Below are 16,910 nucleotides of genomic sequence, written 5' to 3'. Positions count from 1 at the left end.
GGCGCCTCAGACCATCGGCATGAGCGAGTCGGGCAACCGCGGCCTGGTCCCGGCGGCTCCGCGCTCGTGAGCCGCCGCGATCCGGCTGACGGCCTCGGCGAGCACCTGGGGCGAGTGCGTGTACGGCAGGCGCAGGTAGCCCTCCAGCGTCCCTTCCAGCCCGAACCAGGGCCCCGGCGCGAGCCGTACCCCCTGATGGGCCGCGGCGTCGGCGAGGGCGACCGAGGAGCCCCCGTCCAGCCGTACCCACAACGTGCCGCCGCCTTTCGGCACGGTGAAGCTCCACCCGGGCAGCCGTTCGCGGAGCCCGGCGACGAGCGCGTCGCGGGAGGCCCGCAGCGTACGGCGGCGCTCGGCCCTGGTCTGCTCGATCCGGTCGAACAGCCGCGCCACCACGAGCTGCTCCAGCACCGGGCTGGCGATGTCCACGGCCCCGCGGTGGACGGCCAGGCGGCGGGCCAGCGCGGCCGTGGTACGCACCCAGCCGATGCGCAGCCCGCCCCACCACAGCTTGGAGGCCGAGCCGATGCTGATCATCCGGCTGTCGGTGTCGAAGGCGGCCATGGGCGCCGTGCGCGGCACCTCCTCCAGGGCCAGCTCCGACCAGGTCTCGTCGACCACGAGCACGGTGTCCGTACGCCTGGCGGCCCCGGCGATCGCGGCCCTGGTGGCGTCGTCCATGAGTGCGCCGGTCGGGTTCTGGAAGTCGGGCATCAGATAGGCCAGCCGGGCCGCGGACTGGCGCATGGCGCAGGAGACCAGGTCGGCCTGCCAGCCCTCGTGCGAGATGCCGACGGGCACGATCCTGGCGCCGCGCTGGCGGGCCACGTCGATGGCGTGCGGGTAGGTGGGCGACTCGACGAGCACCGGGTCGCCCGCGCCGACGAGCAGGCCCAGCACGAGCTGGATCGCGTGCTGGGAGCCGGTGGTGACGAGGATCTGCTCCGGCCTGGTGGCCAGTCCGCGGCCGGTGTAGTGGGCGGCGATCCGCTCCCTGAGCGCGGGCAGGCCCATCGGGTCGTAGCCGTGGCCCATGCCGTACCTGGGCAGGTCCGCCACGGCCTCGGTCATGGCCTCGGCCAGCGCCGACGGCGCGGGCGGGGCGGCGCAGTGCAGCGGGATGAGCCCGTCGCCGTCGACGGACAGCCACGGGTTGTCCGCCGACATGGCCGGGTCCGGCAGCGCGGTCCAGCTGCCCGAGCCCTGCCTGCTGTCCAGGTAGCCCCGCTCGCGCAGCAGGTCGTAAGCGGCCGTTACAGTGGTGCGGCTGACCTCCAGGGTCTTGGCCAGGTCACGTTCGGCGGGCATGCGCACCCGCACCGGCAGCTGCCCGTCCATGATGAGCGCGCGCACGGAGTCGGCGAGCGCGCGGTAATAGGGCCGGGCGCCCGCCGGGACGTCCACCAGCCTGGCCACCTGAGTCGCCGACAAATGCCTCATAAAGGCCACTTTCCGGGATTGGCCCTGTTTTGGCAAGCCATGTCCCTGCCACTCTGGGACCACTATGAGTGAAGCGACCGTCCCACGCCCGAACACCCTCCCCGTCCGCCTACTGCGTCTTTACGGCGGTCTGGCGCTGTACGGGCTGGGCATCGCCTTCCAGCTCGTGTCCGGGCTGGGCAACGCCCCGTGGAACACCCTGCACCAGGGTCTGGCCATGCGGACGGGCCTGTCGGTCGGGACGATCATCCTCGCGGTCGGCGTGCTGGTGATGCTGCTGTGGATCCCGCTGAAGGAGAAGCCCGGCCTCGGCACGATCAGCAACGTCCTGTTCGTCGGCCTGTTCGCCGACGCCGCCTTCTCGGTGCTGCCCACCGCCACGCATTGGGCGGCGAGCTGGCTCTACCTGGTGCTCGGCGTGCTGTCGATCGCCCTGGCCACTGTCCTGTACATCGGCGCGGGGATGGGCGCGGGACCGCGTGACGGCATCATGACCGGCCTGACCCGGCTGGGCCTGTCGCTCCGGCTCGCCCGCTTCCTCATCGAGATCATGGTGCTGGCCGCGGGCTGGCTGCTCGGCGGCACGGTCGGCGTCGGGACCCTGATCTTCGCGCTGGCCATCGGCCCGCTGACCCAGCTGCTCACCCGCTGGTTCCCCATGACGTGATCTCGCGGCCGTGCCCGCTCGCGACGCGACGTGCGCGGAGCGGCCGCGAGATCGCCCTTCCGCCGGTAGCGTCAATACATGCGGATCGAGGACTATGCGCTCATCGGGGACATGCAGTCGGCGGCCCTGGTCGGCAGAGACGGCTCTATCGACTGGCTCTGCCTGCCCAGATTCGACTCCCCCTCCTGTTTCGCGGCCATGCTCGGCAGCGAGCGCAACGGCCACTGGTGGCTCGGCCCCACCGGCAGGCGGCCCGCCACGCGGCGGCGCTACCGGCCCGACACGCTCATCCTGGAGAGCGAGTGGGACACCCCGACGGGCACGGTCCGCATCATCGACTTCATGCCGCCGCGTGACCGCAACCCCGACGTGGTCCGCATCGTCGAGGGCGTCTCGGGCACGGTCGAGATGTCCACGCAGCTCAGGGTCCGCTTCGACTACGGCAGGATCGTGCCGTGGGTGCGCCGCACCAACGGCCACCTGCAGGCGGTCGGCGGCCCCGACTCCATCTGGCTGCACTCCCCCGTCCCGCTCAAGGGCGGCGACTACGCGCACCGCGCCACCTTCACCATCAAGGAGGGCGAGCGGCTGCCGTTCGTGTTCACCTGGCACCCCTCACATCAGCCGATGCCGTCGCAGATCCACGCCGAGACCCAGCTCACCGAGACCGAGACGCTGTGGAAGGAGTGGGTGGCCAAATGCACCTATGAAGGCCCGTACCGTGAGGCCGTCGTCCGCTCGCTGATCACCCTCAAGGGCCTCATCTACGACCCCACCGGCGCCATCGTGGCCGCGCCCACCACCTCCATCCCCGAGGACCTGGGCGGGGTGCGCAACTGGGACTACCGCTACTGCTGGCTGCGCGACGCGACGATGACGCTCGACGCCCTGATCAACTCCGGCTATCTGGACGAGGCCGCCGCCTGGCGGGCGTGGCTGCTGCGCGCCATCGCGGGCCGCCCGCAGGACCTGCAGATCATGTACGGCGTCGCGGGCGAGCGGCGGCTGCCGGAGATGCAGCTCGCATGGCTCGACGGCTACGAGGAGTCCCGCCCGGTCAGGATCGGCAACGACGCCGTCAATCAGCTTCAGCTGGACGTCTACGGCGAGGTGATGAGCTGCCTGTTCTTCTCCAGGACCTCCGGCGTGGCCGCCGACGACCGCGCCTGGGCGATCCAGCGCCAGCTGCTCGACTACGTGGCCGAGCACTGGGACGAGCCCGACGAGGGGCTGTGGGAGGTGCGCGGCCCGCGCAGGCACTTCACCCACTCCAAGATGATGTGCTGGGTGGCGCTCGACCGTGCCGTGAAGTACGTGGAGAAGTTCGGCAGGACCGGCCCCGTCGACCGGTGGCGGGAACTGCGCGACGTCGTCCACTCCGAGATCTGCGAGCGGGCCTACGACCCCACGCGCAACACCTTCACCCAGTACTACGGCTCGACGGCCCTCGACGCCTCGCTGCTGCTCATGCCCATGGTGGGGTTCCTGCCGGCCGACGACCCGCGCGTGGTCGGCACGGTGGCGGCCATCGAGAAGGAGCTGATGTCCGACGGTTTCGTGCTGCGCTACCCGGTGGCCGAGGACAACGACATCGACGGCCTGACCGGCGGCGAGGGCGCGTTCCTGGCGTGCAGCTTCTGGCTGGTCGAGGTGATGGCCATGCAGGGACGCAAGGAGGAGGCGAAGCAGCTGTTCGAGCGGCTGCTCGCGCTGCGCAACGACGTGGGGCTGCTCGCCGAAGAGTACGACCCGCGATACGAACGTATGGTGGGAAATTTCCCCCAGGCGTTCAGCCACGTCCCCCTGGTGCACGCCGCCCGCGCGCTCTCCCGGCTGGGCTAAGCGGCGAGCCGGGCCAGCACCTTGGCGAACTCCGGCGGCGGCGCCACCACGAGGCGGGCCAGGCCGTCCTGCAGGACGATGTCCGCCCTGATGAGGGTCAGCCGCCCCTCGTGCCACCAGTAGACCTGCGGGCTGAGCCCGTCGGTGCGTACGGCGTGCACGCGCAGCCGCTCCAGGGCCCGCACCACGCCGATCCCGTCGACCGGGTGCACGATCAGTGTGTACGGGTCCGGCAGCACCACCAGCACCCCGTCGGCGGGCAACGGCAGATAGTCGCCGAGCCAGCGCAGATGGGTGGCGGCGGCCGGGGTGCGGCTGGTCAGGCGCCACACCGGGGTGCCCGACAGCTCGATGGACTCGATCTCCAGCCGCTCGTCCCGCCCCACGTTCGTGACGGCCAGCTCCAGCGCCCTGCCCGACGGTACGGGCCAGCAGCCGGCCTCCTCGGGGCGTACCGGCCTGGAGCCCACCGTGAGCAGTTCGACCAGGTCGCCGTTGAGGTGGCGACCGACCACCCTGGTCAGGTCGGCGACCTCGTCGACCGCCTCGACGCGGGTCCTTAGCAGCGGCTTGACCTGGTCGAGGTCGCACACGTCGAGCCGTTCGTCGGCCGCCGCGACCGCGTTGGCGAGGTGCTCGGAGACCAGCATCGGCCAGTCGTCCCTGGGCCTGCGGCCCGCCTCGCGGCGCAGCCCGGTGAGCCTGACCAGGATCTCCCTGCCGCCGCTCAGCGTCAGTGAGGCGCCGTCGGCGGCGAAGACGCAGGTGAAGCCGAGGGAATCGGCGACGAGCCCGAGCAGGGAGTCGAGATCGGTGTCCTCGATCGAGCGTCGCGAGGGCTCCCGGTCACGCCTGAACAAGTTCACGCGCCGTGTCCCCTCTGTCCGTTTTGTCGGTATGCGTGTCTTCCTACCTTGCCTGCTCCTCGTCGCGGAACAGACCAGCCAGCGAGCACGATTCGGTATCGATAGCCCCAAGAGCCCCAAGCCACACACTCATCTGTGGTGTGCCGTGACCCACCGGCAACCCCGCCAGGACAGGCACTCCGAGCGGCAGCAGCCGGTCTTTAAGCACGGGATAGGGGTCTCCGCAGTCCACCCACGAACCGAGGGCGATCCCGCGCACGCCGTCGAAGGCACCCGCCTGCAAGAGCTGGGTGAGCATCCGGTCGATGCGGTAGGGCTCCTCGCCGATGTCCTCCAGCAGCGCGATCTTCCCGGCGAACGACGGGTGGTAGCGGGTGCCGCACATGGAGGCGAGCAGCGACAGGTTACCGCCCGCCAGTATGCCCTCGGCCCGGCCGGGAGACAGCACCTGGTCGCCGACGACGGGCGGCGCCTGGCGGGCCAGGGCGGCCCGCAGGTGCTCCCAGGTGCGCGGCTCGGCCCGCTTCTCGTTGGCGATCACGTCGCAGGCCGGCATCGGGCCGTGCAGCGTGGGCACGCCCAGCTCCGCCGCGAACGCGTGGTGCAGCGCCGTGATGTCACTCGACCCGATCAGCGTCTTGGGCCCCGCCGCGCGCATGAGGCCCCAGTCGAGCAGGCCGAGCAGCCTGGCCGCGCCATAGCCGCCCCTGGCGCAGAACACCACGGAGACGGCCGGGTCGCACCAGGCGGCCTGCAGGTCGGCGGCGCGGGCCGCGTCGGCTCCGGCGAGATAGGGAAGGTCCTGGCTGCCGAGAACGTGCTCGCCGACCACGACCTTCAGCCCGAGCCCCTCAAGGCGCTCGACTCCCCGTCTGAGCAGGATGGCGTTCGGTGGCCCCGAGGGCGAGACGACGGCGACGGTGTCACCCTGCCGCATTGATCAACTCCCGGACGGGCGGCGACGCCGACGTTGGCTTTTTCACTCGCCAAACGGTGTCACACTTACCTCTCGTATGCGACTTCCGCCCCACATCCTCGTGGTCAACGGCATCAAGGTCCGCAGGCCGGTCTTCCTGCTCGGTGCTCCGCACTCCGGCGCGGACCTGCTCGCCCGCGCCCTGAAACGCTCCCCCGGCTTCCACGTCACGATGGGCCGCGCGTCCGTCGCCCACGTGGTGTACGCCTTCGCCCGCAAGCCGTCGATCGGCCAGACGTCAGGTGCCGTGCGGGTGCTGCGCGACGCGCTGGCCGAGTCGTGGCAGGTGCTGCCCCGCTCGTGCGGCCAGTGCGCCGCGGCGTGCCGGGAGGCGGGCGGCGTGATGAGCATGGGCCCGTGCGTGGCCACGAGCGAGGTGACCAGGTTCGGCGACGGCAGCCCCGACCTGCTCTACAGCGCGCCCGTGCTGCTCCGGGCCTTCCCCGACGCGCGGTTCGTGCAGCTCATCCGCGACGGCCGCGACGTGGTCGCCGACATGCTCGACGACCCGGACTGCCTGGCCTGGTTCAAGCCGGTGATGCTGTCGGAGGAGACCGAGTTCCCCAACCCGTTCCTCGGCGTCAACCGCGACGAGCACCGCGACCGCTGGAAGGGCATGCCCGCCGCGGGCAAGAGCGCCCTGCGCTGGCGCAGCGCCGTACGGCTCAGCGCCACGCTGCGCAAGGAGCTGCCGCCCGGCCAGCTCCTCACGCTGCGCTACGAGGATCTCGTGCAGCGGCCCGCGGAGCCGGTGGCGGCGCTCACCGAGTTCCTGGAGACGCGCGTCTCCAAGATCGGCTTGTACGCCCCGCGGGTCTCCGAGGTCGGCTCCTGGCGCACCCGCCTGCGGCCCGGCGACCTCACCCTGGTGGAGAAGGTCGCCAGGCAGGAGCTCACGCGACTGGGCTATCTGAAGCGCTGAACTGGGTGCGGTAGAGCTCGGCGTAGAGCCCGCCGCGCGCCAGCAGCTCCTCGTGGCGGCCCCGCTCGGCGATGCGGCCGTCCTGCACGACGAGGATCTCGTCGGCCTCCCTGATCGTCGAGAGCCGGTGCGCGATCACCAGCGAGGTGCGGCCGGCCAGCGCGGTCTTCAGCGCCTGCTGCACGGCCGCCTCCGACTCCGAGTCGAGGTGCGCGGTGGCCTCGTCGAGCACCACCACGCGCGGCGCCTTCAGCAGCAGCCTGGCCAGCGCCAGCCGCTGCTTCTCGCCGCCGGACAGCCGGTAGCCGCGGTCGCCCACGACCGTGTCCAGCCCGTCGGGGAGCGCCTCGATGAGGTCACCTATCTGCGCGGCCCTGAGAGCGTCCCAGATCTCCTCATCGCTCGCCCCTGGCCTGGCGTAACGGAGGTTGGCCCCGATCGTGTCATGGAAGAGATGAGCGTCCTGCATGACCACGCCCACGGTGTCGCGCAGCGAGGCGAGTGTGGCCTCGCGCACGTCGAGCCCGTTGATCCGCACGGCGCCCTCGTTGACGTCGTAGAGCCGGGAGACCAGCGAGGTGATCGTGGTCTTGCCCGCCCCCGAGGGACCGACCAGGGCGATGAGCCGGCCGGGCCCGGCCGTGAACGACACGCCGCGCAGCACCTGCTGGGACGGGCCCGTGTCCTGCCTGGCCACCGACTCCAGGGAGGCCAGCGACACCTCCTCGGCCGCCGGATAGCGGAACTGGACGCCGTCGAACTCGATCGTCACCGGCCCGTCCGGCAGCGGCCGCGCGCCCGGCTTCTCCGACACCATGGGCTTGAGGTCGAGGATCTCGAAGACCCGGTCGAAGCTGACGAGCGCGGTCATCACGTCCACCTGCACGTTCGACAGCGAGGTGAGCGGCCCGTACAGCCGCATCAGCAGGGCGGCCAGGGCCACGAGGGTGCCCAGCTCGAAGGCGCCGCCGACGGCCAGCACGCCGCCGATGCCGTACACCAGCGCGGTGGCCAGCGCCGCGACCAGGCCGAGCGCGACCCGGAACACGGTGCCGTACATGCCGACCGTCACGCCCACGTCGCGCACCCTGGCGGCGCGGGAGCTGTAGACGGCGGTGTCGTCCTCGGGGCGGCCGTAGAGCTTGGCCACCATCGCGCCCGCCACGTTGAACCGCTCGGTCGTGACCGAGCTCATCTCGGCGTCGAGCTGCATCTGCTCGCGGGTCAGCGCCGACATGCGCCGCCCGACCCACTTGGCGGGCACGATGAAGATCGGCAGCAGCACCATCGCGACCACCGTCACCTGCCACGACAGCGCCAGCATCGCGCCCAGCACCAGGACCAGGCTGATCACGTTGCTGACGACCGAGGACAGCGTGCTGGTCACGGCGCGCTGGGCGCCGATCACGTCGCTGTTGAGCCGGCTGACCAGCGCGCCGGTCTGCGCGCGCATGAAGAACGCCACCGGCATGCGCTGCACGTGGTCGAACACCTCGGTGCGCAGGTCGTAGATCAGCCCTTCGCCGATGCGCGCGGAGAACCAGCGCTGCACGAGCGTGAGAGCCGCGTCGACCAGCGCGAGCGCGCCGATGGCCAGGGCCAGGCCGATCACGACGCCGCTCCGCCTGGGCAGGATGCCGTCGTCGATGATCGCCTTCATCAGCAGCGGGTTGGCGATCACGATCACCGCGCCCGCCATCACCAGCAGTAGGAACGCGGTTATCTGCCCGGTATAGGGCTTGGCGTAGCGCGCGATGCGCCGGACCGTGCCCGGGGTGAGCCGCTGCTTGGTCACGGAGCCGTCGCGCCGCAGGGACGCCCATACCTGGGGGCCGAAGCCCCCTCCCATCATCGCCATTCGGGGGTCCTCCTCCCCCGGCTCAGCACCCGGGAGCCCCGTGGGATTCCCGGGTCAGCTCAGCGCGAAACGCGGGCGCCGCCGGGCCGGCCCAACGCGGCACCCCAGCGGCTCCCGAGCCGGCGCGCCGCTCAGGTTCCGCCGAAGAGCGCCTTGAGGCGCCGCGCCTGCTCGACACCTTCCGCCACGCTCTGCTCCTCCAGGGTGCGCGCCCGCGCTCCCTGGAGGAGTCGCTTGGTCGCCGCCGCCGCCTCCCGGTTGGTCGACAGCAGCTCCGCGATCTTGTCTTGTACGGCTCGCGCCAGGTCATCCGCCGCGACCACGCGTTCGGCGAGGCCGATCCGCATGGCCTCCTCCGCCCCGATCGTCCTCGCGGTCAGGCAGATGTCGATCGCCTTGGCCAGCCCCACCAGCTCGACCAGTGGCTTGGTGCCGGTCAGATCGGGCACCAGCCCCAGTGCGGGCTCCTTCATGCAGAATTTGACGTCATCGGCCACGATGCGCAGGTCACAGGCGAGCGCGAGCTGGAACCCCGCGCCGATCGCGTGCCCCTGCACGGCCGCTATAGAGACGATCTCCGGTCGGCGGAACCACAGGAACCCTTGTTGGGCCTTCCTGATCTGCTGCTCGAACGCTGTTGTGTCGAGTTGTGCCGCCGAGCTGAACGAGCCCTGTCCGGGCACTCCCTCAGGCGTGAACATTCGCAGGTCGATGCCTGCTGAGAAGGACGGTCCCTCGCCTTTCACGACGACGATGCGCACCTGCTCAGGCAGGTTGCCCCCGATGTCAGCCAGTGCCGCCCAGGTCGCGAACGTCTGTGCGTTTCGCTTACTGGGCCGATCCAGCGCGATCGTCGCGATCTCACCGTCCACCTCGAAGCGAAGTCCGATCTCCGCCAGCCTTTCGGCAGAGACGTCCTCCGTGTACCCCCCACGCTGTGGCGCCTGCGCTTCCGCCATCGCCCGCTCCCTCATTGCCTTAGCCGTCGCGCCCGAGCCTACAGAATGTCATTCTGGGACTCGGGCGCGACGGCGGCTGACTTGGGACGAGCGGCTGCGGTCGCACGTTCCGAGGCGGCCGTCAGCGCTTGGACTTGCCTCGGGTCGCTCCGCCGCGCCCGCGCAGAGTCACACCGGACTCGCTCAGGATGCGGTGGATGAACCCGTAAGACCGACCGGTCGAAGCGGCCAGGGCGCGGATGCTCTCGCCCGCGGCGTAGCGCTTCTTGAGATCGCCGGCCAGTTTTTCACGATCGGCCCCGGTTACCCGGGTGCCCTTCTTCAGTGTCTCGGCCACGAGTACCTCCTGTAGTGCCGGACTTCCGCAGCGTTACTCCGCCATGATCAGTCATTTCAGCGGGATCGGCTACCTACTCCACGGGAAAAGATCCGTACCCACCCAAATTAAGATCAGGCAAGTGCCACAAGATCGGAAAATTCCTCGCTCCACGCGTCTTCAGTTCCGTCTGGTAGCAAGATCACCCTATCCGGTGACAAGGCGTCAACGGCACCCTCGTCATGGGTGACGAGCACGATCGCTCCTGAATATGACCTCAGAGCGTTCAGAACTTGCTCGCGGCTGACCGGATCTAGGTTGTTCGTGGGCTCATCGAGCAGAAGTACGTTCGCACTGGACAGCACCAGCATGGCCAGCGCCAGCCGGGTCTTCTCGCCGCCGGACAGCACGCCCGCCGGCTTGTCGGAGTCGTCGCCGGAGAACAGGAAGGAGCCGAGGACCTTGCGCAACTCGGTGTCGGTGAACTTGTCGCCGGCCGAGCGCATGTTCTCCAGCAGGGTGCGCTCGCCGTCGAGCGTCTCGTGCTCCTGGGCGTAATAGCCGATCTTCAGGCCGTGGCCGGGCCTGATCTCGCCACTGTCGGGCTTTTCGACCCCGCCCAGCAGTCTCAGCAGGGTGGTCTTGCCCGCGCCGTTGAGCCCGAGGATCACGACCCGGTGACCTCGGTCGATGGCCACGTCGACGTCGGTGAAGACCTCCAGCGAGCCGTAGGACTTGGACAGGCCCGTGCCCGTGAGCGGGGTGCGCCCGCAGGGCAGGGGGTCGGGAAAGCGCAGCTTGGCGACCTTGTCGCTCTGGCGCTCCTCCTCCGTGCCGGCCAGCAGCCGGTGCGCGCGGCGCATCATGTCTTGAGCGGCCTTGGCCTTGGTGGCCTTGGCCCGCATCTTGTCGGCCTGCGACAGCAGCGCGCCCGCCTGCTTCTCGGCGTTGGCCCGCTCGCGCTTCCTGCGCTTCTCGTCGGTCTCGCGCTGCGCCAGATAGGCCTTCCAGCCGACGTTGTAGTGGTCGATCACACTGCGGTTGGCGTCGAGGTGCAGCACCTTGTTGACCGTCGCTTCAAGAAGGCCCACGTCGTGGCTGATGATCACCAAGCCGCCCTGATGCGATCGCAAAAAATCACGAAGCCACCCGATTGAGTCCGCATCTAGGTGGTTTGTCGGCTCGTCAAGAAGGAGAGTTTCCGCTCCGCTGAAAAGAATGCGTGCCAATTCCACGCGCCTTCGCTGGCCGCCAGAAAGCGTTTCCAGTGGCTGCCCGAGGACCCGGTCGGGCAGGCCCAGACTGGAGGCGATGGAGGCGGCCTCGGACTCGGCCGCGTAGCCGCCGAGCACGTGCATCTGGTCCTCGAGCCGGCCGTACTGCTTGACGGCCTTGTCGCGGGTGCGCACGTCGGCGGAGGACATGCCGAGCTCGGCCTCGCGCAGCTTGCGCAGCACCTCGTCGAGCCCTCTGGCCGACAGGATGCGGTCGCGGGCGAGCACCTGCAGGTCACCGGTGCGCGGGTCCTGCGGCAGGTAGCCGACGGCGCCGCTGGTGGTGACGCTGCCGGCGGCGGGCATGCCCTCGCCGGCCAGCACCTTGGTCAGCGTGGTCTTGCCCGCGCCGTTGCGGCCGACGAGCCCGATCTTGTCGCCGGGATTGACCCGGAACGAGGCGTTCTCTATGAGTAGCCGCGCGCCCGCGCGCAGCTCGATGTCACTGGCGATGATCATGATTGACGGAACACTCCCGAGCTAGGGGTAAGAAGAGGTGGGCGTGGGGGGACGCCGGTCAATCGGGAGTGTGCATACAGATCAGTGTAGAGCCCTCGCCGGGAGCCCCACCTCTGCTTAATCGGCCGGCAAGTGGTCTCCGATCAGCGCGAGGTTCTGGATCGCGGCCAGGCCGTACTGGGCGGCGTCGTTGGTGGAGACGAACGGCGCCTCCAGCACGTACGCAAGGACATGGGGCCCCTCGACCCGGGTCAGGCGCCAGTCCGGCTCGCGCTGCAGGGGATTGCGGTTGAGCTGGTCGCCCTCGTCGAGGAAGAACTTGCGCCAGGCCAGGTCCGCCAGCTCGGCGTCGCCCGAGCGGGCCGCGGCGTACGCGGCCAGGCGGCTGTGCGCCTGCACCAGAGAGATGCCGCTCAGCGGGTGACCCACCTCGGCGGCCTGCCGCTCCGGGGAGGCCAGGTAGAGCCGGCAGTAGTCCAGCCACGCCTGCTCGAACCCGGGGACGTCCAGGTCGAGCGCGATGAGCTCGGAGCACATCTCGGGCAGCCCGAACACCGACGACAGGTGGGAGACGGAGATCTGGTCCCGCGAGGTGTCGAAGCGGCCCGTGGCCAGGTCGAGGCGGGCCTCGCCGGTCAGGAACCCGCGCGGCAGCGCCCCGATGCCGGCCATCGTGCCCAGCAGCCTGTCCTTGGCGTGCTCGTCGCCGTACCGCTCCCACCGGGTGAGCCAGGCCGCCGCGAGCGCGCCCCAGTCGGTGCCGAGCCCGACCGCCAGGGCGGACGGATCGGGGGTGTAGACGTCCTCGCGCACCTTGCGCGTGGGGTCGATCACGAGGAACGTCTCCTCGGGCCTGGCCAGCTCGTCGAGCAGGTCGCCGGTGCGCTCGTCGGCGGTCAGGTAGTACAGGAAGCGCCGGTAGGCGGCGTTGGAGATGCGCAGCTGCTTGGCGCTGCAGCCCCAGTGCTGCACGTTGTGCCTGGTGCCCAGACCCTTCCAGCGGCCGAGGTGATAGACGTCGACCTCGCCGGTGTGGCGGGTCATGGCCTCGGCGAAGCGGAAGACGTCGGCCCGTCCCGTACGCAGATACTGGTACCAGAGCCACAGGTCGGGCGAGAGCTCGGAGTTGTCCCAGGCGTAGCCGCCGACGTCGTAGCGCCAGGTGTGCCGGTCGGCGTCATAGGTGTGCATGACGTCGCCGTAGTCCCAGAACCCGTACCACCTGCGCTGCTCCCGCTCGCGCCGGTAGAAGTCGAACAGCAGGTCCAGCCGGTCCTCGATCGCGGCCTGGGCGGGCGTGGCGCGGTCCGGCAGTGCCCAGTCGCCGAACACGCCCGCCTCGCGGACGCGTTCCGGGGCGGCGGCCAGCAACGCAGGCTCGTTCATCGCGTCGGCGTGCCCGGCCAGAGACTTTGCTGACGGCGTGGCGTCGTGGACGCGCAGGGTGAGCTCGTGAGTACGCGCGATGCCCTGGGCGTGGCCGAAGCCCGGCTCGTAGTCCTCATAGGTGATCTCCAGGCCCTCCAGCTGCTCGGCGAAGGTGTCCTGGCCCATGCCGTCGTGGTAGAAGCGCAGGTCCATGGCGGGCGCGGAGGGCGACCAGAGCCAGACGGTCGCGGTGGCCAGGTCCGTGGCGGCGCCTCTGACGTCGAGCCGGGTCGGGTGCAGCCGCCAGAAGTCGCGCAGCCCGAAACCGAGGCCGCCGCTCGCGCCGCCGAGGTAGCCGTACCCGGCCGAGCGGGTGCCCGACGGAACGGTCACCCAGGCGTGGCCGTCGGCGGTGCGTTTGCGCAGGGTGAAGCCGTCGGCCGAGGTCTGGTCGAGGGTGTAGTCGTTCCACGCGGGGATGAGGTGCAGGCGATCGGCCACCTCGGGGTTGCCGATCGGGCCGCACGGCCTGCCCTCGACCTGGGCCCGCCGTACGGCTTCCCCCGGGTCGCGGCGCAGCCCGGTCAGGCCGCGTACCGCCTCGGTGAGGAAGCCGTCCTGCCCGGCCAGCCGTACATGGCGGTCGTGGAGCTCGTCGCGCATGACCACGTCGGCGCGCAGGCCGAGCCCGGCCAGGAAGTCGCGCTCCGGGTCGCCGTCCCAGACGAAGGTGTGCATGACGCGCACGTCCTCGGCGCCCGCGTAGAAGTACAGGCGGACGGTGAACGGCAGCCGGCCGCCGTGGTCACCCGTCAGGCGGATCACGGCCCGGACGGGTCCGTCCTGCTCGACGGTGACGTCACGGACGATGCCCGTGGCCGGCTCGCGGGTGACGGTGCCGCCCTCGTCCGGGGTGGGGCCGTCCTGGTGGAGGCTGATCAGGCGGACGTCCCTGGCGATCTCGCGGGAACCGTGGGAGACGGAGCGGGCCAGCGTGTCGCCCGCCTCCTCGATCGTCCAGGTGACGGGTCCGGTGCTCACCCGCAGCACGCCGCCCGCACGGACGACGGTGACGGGCTGCTCCGGCACAGTGCCAGGTCGCCCCGCCGCATCGTCCTGGTCGGCGCTCGGCTGTCCCGCCGCATCGTCCTGGTCGGCGCTCGGCTGTCCCGCCGCATCGTCCTGGTCGGCGCTCGGTTGTCCCGCCGCGAGTTCGTACGACGCGGCAGGCTGGGCCTGCGGCCCGATGGCGTGTGCCGACCACTTGACCGACCCGTCCGGCCAGGTGGCGGTCACCCAGCTCTGCACCGGCACCGCACGGCCCTCGGGGTCGGTGAGCGCGAACGGGGAGTCGCGCTCCACCGTGCCGCGCGCCCACGGGACCCCCCAGGTCACGCCCTGTTCCTTGGGCCGGTCGAGCCAGTTCAGCGTGGTCAACAGATCTCCTTGAGTCGCCCGGCGACGATCGCCGCCACCTCGTCGGCGCCGCGAAAGCAGAAGTGGGTGTCGTCGGCGACGCCGTCGGGATAGAGCGGGTGCTCGCCGGGCGCGAAATGGGTGAACAGGGCCTTGGAGCCCTCGGGACCGAGCCGCTCGTACAGCTCAGTGGTCGCGGCGGTCAGGTCGATCAGCGGCAGACTCTCGGCCGCCGCCAGCTCGCGCACCTGGCCGGGATAGTCGCCATGCGTCGGCACCAGCCGGTCGCCGTCGAACCTGCGCCGCTGCACCGGCGTGCACAGCACCGGCAGCGCCCCCGCCCTGCGCGCCTCCTCGACGAAGGCGCGCAGGTTGTCGCGGTACGGCAGATCGGGCTCCTTCTGATCGTTGTGCCCGAACTGGAGCACCACGACGTCGCCGAGGGCGGCCTCCCGCAGGAGCGCCGCCCACAACCCTTCCGCCCGGTGGCTGGCCGTGGTGGCGCCACCCTTGGCGAAGTTGCGCACCGGGCCGCCGACATGGGCGCCGAGCTGCGCCCCCCAGCCCGACATCGGCGCCTCGAACGCCGGGCAGGAGGCGACCGTCGAGTCACCGGCCAGCAGCACGGTGCGGGTCACTCCTTGACCGACCCGAGCAGCACGCCCTTGCTGAAGTGCTTCTGCAGGAACGGGTAGAAGAACAGGATCGGCAGCGTCGCGATGACGACCACCGCGAACTTCAGTCCCTGGGTGGGGAAGAACACCGACTCCAGCATGGCCATCGCGTTCTGGGCGTCAGGGCTGGTCAGCTGCCTGACGAGCACCTGCAGCGTCCACTTCTTGGAGTCGTCGATGTACAACAGCGGCGACATGTAGTCGTTCCAGATGCCCACCGCGTAGAACAGCGAGAACGTCGCGATGATCGGCTTCGACAGGGGCAGCACGATCTTGAAGAAGACGCCCATCTCGTTGCAGCCGTCGATGCGCGCCGCTTCTTCCAGCGCCTGTGGCAGCTCCTGGAAGAAGCTCTTCACGATGATCAGATAGAACGGGTTGATCGCCAGCGGCAGGATCAGCGCCCAGTAGCTGTCGAGCAGCCCCAGGTCCCGCACCACCAGGTAGGTGGGGATCATGCCGCCGGTGAAGACCAGCGTGAAGATGACCAGGTTCAGGACGAGTGTCCGTCCCGGCAGGTACCGCTTGGCCAGCGGGTAGGCCATCGTGAACGTCAGCAGCACTTGCACCACCGTGCCCACCGCCGTCACGCAGATCGTGGTGAGCAGTGCCCGGACGAACGTGCCCGAGTCGAAGATGTACTCGTAGGTGGTGGTGACGAACTTCTCCGGCCACAGGAAGAACGGCCGCGAGGCGATCTCCGCCTCCGAGGCGAACGATCCGGCCAGCACGTACAGCAGCGGCAGGATCGTGATCAGCGCCAGGAACAGCAGCACGGCGATGTTGAGCACATCGAACACGCGGCTGCCGAGCGTGTGCTGGTGTGTGGGCGACTGGTTGGGCATTCAAGCGCTCCTTAGAACAGGCCACGCTGGCCGAGGCGCTTGGCCAGCCAGTTGGAGCCGAAGATCAGGAGGACGCCCACCAGTCCCTTGAACAGGCCGACGGCCGTGGAGTAGCTGAAGGCGCCCTGGGTGATGCCCATGTAGTAGACGAAGGTGTCGAACACGTCCGCCGACGAGCGGTTCAGCGCGCCGGTCATCAGCCAGATCTGCTCGAAACCGGTGTCGAGCAGGTGACCCGAGGTCAGGACGGCCATCACCACGATCGTGGGCCGGATCGCGGGCAACGTGATGTGCCAGAACTGCCGGAAGCGCCCGGCGCCGTCCATGCGGGCCGCCTCGTACAGGTCGGTGTTCACGCCCGCCAGCGCGGCCAGGTAGATGATCGTGCCCCAGCCGGTCTGCTTCCACAGCAGCTGGAAGACGATGATCGGCCGGAACCAGTCGGGCTGGGCCACATAGTCGACCTTCTTGCCGCCGAGCAGCTCGTGGAAGAAGGTGGCGATCACCCCGAAGTCCACGGAGAACAGCAGATACGTCAGCGAGGCGACGATCGTCCAGGACAGGAAGTGCGGAATGTAGACCAGCGACTGGATCGACCGCTTGAGCACGCTGTGCCGCAGCTCGTTCAGCATGAGCGCGACGATGATCGGCGCCGGGAAGACGAAGACCGCCGTCAGCAGCGCCAGGATGAGCGTGTTGAACATCAGGCGGCCGAAGTCCGGCCCGTTGAACAGCTCCTCGAAGTGCTTGAAGCCGACCCACGGGCTGCCGGAGTAGCCGAGGAACGGCAGGAAGTCCTGGAAGGCGATGGTCACGCCGTACATCGGCAGGTACTTGAAGACGACGAAGTACGCGAGACCGGGCAGCAGCATCAGGTACAGCCAGCGGTAACGCAGCATGGCGGTCCGGAAGGTCAGCCTCTCGCGGGGACGCCCGGGCTTGGTGGCCGCCTTCACGGGAGGCGGCGCCAGGTCGGTGGCCACAGCCACCTCCTTTCACAGAAGGGGCCCGGGAGCGTCCCGGGCCCC

Annotated in this window: 14 protein-coding genes; 3 read left to right on the top strand and 11 right to left on the bottom strand. The window is 69.9% G+C overall.

The window, feature by feature from the left end:
* Nucleotides 1–6: 6 nt before the first annotated feature.
* The gene (locus AB0C30_RS52175; RefSeq protein ID WP_357958528.1) at nucleotides 7–1,440 is read right to left on the bottom strand and encodes a PLP-dependent aminotransferase family protein; all 1,434 of its coding nucleotides are present in this window, start codon (nucleotides 1,438–1,440) and stop codon (nucleotides 7–9) included.
* Between the two features lie 64 nt (nucleotides 1,441–1,504).
* On the opposite strand from AB0C30_RS52175, the gene AB0C30_RS52170 reads away from it, so the two are divergent.
* A complete protein-coding gene (locus AB0C30_RS52170; RefSeq protein ID WP_357958525.1) occupies nucleotides 1,505–2,107 on the top strand; it encodes a hypothetical protein in 603 nt (200 codons plus the stop codon).
* A 78-nt stretch (nucleotides 2,108–2,185) separates the two neighbouring features.
* On the top strand, nucleotides 2,186–3,949 hold the full coding sequence (locus AB0C30_RS52165) for a glycoside hydrolase family 15 protein (RefSeq protein WP_357958523.1): 1,764 nt from the start codon (nucleotides 2,186–2,188) through the stop codon (nucleotides 3,947–3,949).
* On the opposite strand, the gene AB0C30_RS52160 is transcribed toward AB0C30_RS52165, so the two are convergent.
* Both AB0C30_RS52160 and AB0C30_RS52155 read right to left on the bottom strand, forming a co-directional pair.
* A complete protein-coding gene (locus AB0C30_RS52160; protein WP_357958521.1) occupies nucleotides 3,946–4,815 on the bottom strand; it encodes a hypothetical protein in 870 nt (289 codons plus the stop codon). The genes AB0C30_RS52165 and AB0C30_RS52160 overlap by 4 nt on opposite strands.
* A gap of 43 nt (nucleotides 4,816–4,858) precedes the next feature.
* Nucleotides 4,859–5,752 (bottom strand): LD-carboxypeptidase, encoded by an 894-nt coding sequence (locus AB0C30_RS52155; protein WP_357958518.1) that lies wholly within the window; start codon nucleotides 5,750–5,752, stop codon nucleotides 4,859–4,861.
* 76 nt (nucleotides 5,753–5,828) lie between these two features.
* Here AB0C30_RS52155 and AB0C30_RS52150 point away from each other — a divergent pair, with 76 nt between their 5' ends.
* Entirely contained in the window at nucleotides 5,829–6,713 is an 885-nt protein-coding gene (locus AB0C30_RS52150) for a sulfotransferase (protein ID WP_357958516.1), read from the top strand.
* Here the strand turns inward: AB0C30_RS52150 and AB0C30_RS52145 are convergent.
* The 8 genes from AB0C30_RS52145 to AB0C30_RS52110 form a co-directional block, all read right to left on the bottom strand.
* Nucleotides 6,685–8,571: an ABC transporter ATP-binding protein gene (locus tag AB0C30_RS52145; RefSeq protein ID WP_357958513.1), complete on the bottom strand. Its 1,887-nt coding sequence runs from the start codon at nucleotides 8,569–8,571 to the stop codon at nucleotides 6,685–6,687. The genes AB0C30_RS52150 and AB0C30_RS52145 overlap by 29 nt on opposite strands.
* A 131-nt stretch (nucleotides 8,572–8,702) precedes the next feature.
* The gene (locus AB0C30_RS52140) at nucleotides 8,703–9,530 is read right to left on the bottom strand and encodes an enoyl-CoA hydratase/isomerase family protein (protein ID WP_357958510.1); all 828 of its coding nucleotides are present in this window, start codon (nucleotides 9,528–9,530) and stop codon (nucleotides 8,703–8,705) included.
* 121 nt (nucleotides 9,531–9,651) lie between these two features.
* Nucleotides 9,652–9,867 (bottom strand): helix-turn-helix domain-containing protein, encoded by a 216-nt coding sequence (locus AB0C30_RS52135; protein WP_020547488.1) that lies wholly within the window; start codon nucleotides 9,865–9,867, stop codon nucleotides 9,652–9,654.
* Between the two features lie 113 nt (nucleotides 9,868–9,980).
* Nucleotides 9,981–11,579, bottom strand: coding sequence for an ABC-F family ATP-binding cassette domain-containing protein (locus AB0C30_RS52130; RefSeq protein ID WP_357958507.1), 1,599 nt, complete (start codon nucleotides 11,577–11,579; stop codon nucleotides 9,981–9,983).
* Between the two features lie 117 nt (nucleotides 11,580–11,696).
* Nucleotides 11,697–14,384, bottom strand: coding sequence for a Tat pathway signal sequence domain protein (locus AB0C30_RS52125; protein WP_357958505.1), 2,688 nt, complete (start codon nucleotides 14,382–14,384; stop codon nucleotides 11,697–11,699).
* Complete coding sequence (locus AB0C30_RS52120; RefSeq protein WP_357958502.1) at nucleotides 14,381–15,001, bottom strand: rhamnogalacturonan acetylesterase; 621 nt, start codon at nucleotides 14,999–15,001, stop codon at nucleotides 14,381–14,383. Before AB0C30_RS52120 ends, AB0C30_RS52125 begins: the two co-directional genes overlap by 4 nt.
* On the bottom strand, nucleotides 14,998–15,882 hold the full coding sequence (locus tag AB0C30_RS52115; protein ID WP_357958498.1) for a carbohydrate ABC transporter permease: 885 nt from the start codon (nucleotides 15,880–15,882) through the stop codon (nucleotides 14,998–15,000). The genes AB0C30_RS52120 and AB0C30_RS52115 overlap by 4 nt, the downstream gene beginning before the upstream one ends.
* A gap of 11 nt (nucleotides 15,883–15,893) precedes the next feature.
* On the bottom strand, nucleotides 15,894–16,865 hold the full coding sequence (locus AB0C30_RS52110) for an ABC transporter permease subunit (RefSeq protein WP_225291348.1): 972 nt from the start codon (nucleotides 16,863–16,865) through the stop codon (nucleotides 15,894–15,896).
* Between the last annotated feature and the right edge of the window lie 45 nt (nucleotides 16,866–16,910).

It is taken from the genome of Nonomuraea sp. NPDC048901, from assembly GCF_040649695.1.
Taxonomy (GTDB): Bacteria; Actinomycetota; Actinomycetes; order Streptosporangiales; family Streptosporangiaceae; genus Nonomuraea.
The sequence above is the reverse complement of the archived record's forward strand: the minus strand, read 5'-3'. Positions and strand labels throughout refer to the sequence as shown.

What these genes read in the sequence shown, in the direction of transcription:
- AB0C30_RS52175 (WP_357958528.1), bottom strand. Translation starts at nt 1,440, where the DNA reads ATGAGGCATTTGTCGGCGACTCAGGTGGCCAGGCTGGTGGACGTCCCG.
- AB0C30_RS52170 (WP_357958525.1), top strand. Translation starts at nt 1,505, where the DNA reads ATGAGTGAAGCGACCGTCCCACGCCCGAACACCCTCCCCGTCCGCCTA.
- AB0C30_RS52165 (WP_357958523.1), top strand. Translation starts at nt 2,186, where the DNA reads ATGCGGATCGAGGACTATGCGCTCATCGGGGACATGCAGTCGGCGGCC.
- AB0C30_RS52155 (WP_357958518.1), bottom strand. Translation starts at nt 5,752, where the DNA reads ATGCGGCAGGGTGACACCGTCGCCGTCGTCTCGCCCTCGGGGCCACCG.
- AB0C30_RS52150 (WP_357958516.1), top strand. Translation starts at nt 5,829, where the DNA reads ATGCGACTTCCGCCCCACATCCTCGTGGTCAACGGCATCAAGGTCCGC.
- AB0C30_RS52145 (WP_357958513.1), bottom strand. Translation starts at nt 8,571, where the DNA reads ATGGCGATGATGGGAGGGGGCTTCGGCCCCCAGGTATGGGCGTCCCTG.
- AB0C30_RS52140 (WP_357958510.1), bottom strand. Translation starts at nt 9,530, where the DNA reads ATGGCGGAAGCGCAGGCGCCACAGCGTGGGGGGTACACGGAGGACGTC.
- AB0C30_RS52130 (WP_357958507.1), bottom strand. Translation starts at nt 11,579, where the DNA reads ATGATCATCGCCAGTGACATCGAGCTGCGCGCGGGCGCGCGGCTACTC.
- AB0C30_RS52115 (WP_357958498.1), bottom strand. Translation starts at nt 15,882, where the DNA reads ATGCCCAACCAGTCGCCCACACACCAGCACACGCTCGGCAGCCGCGTG.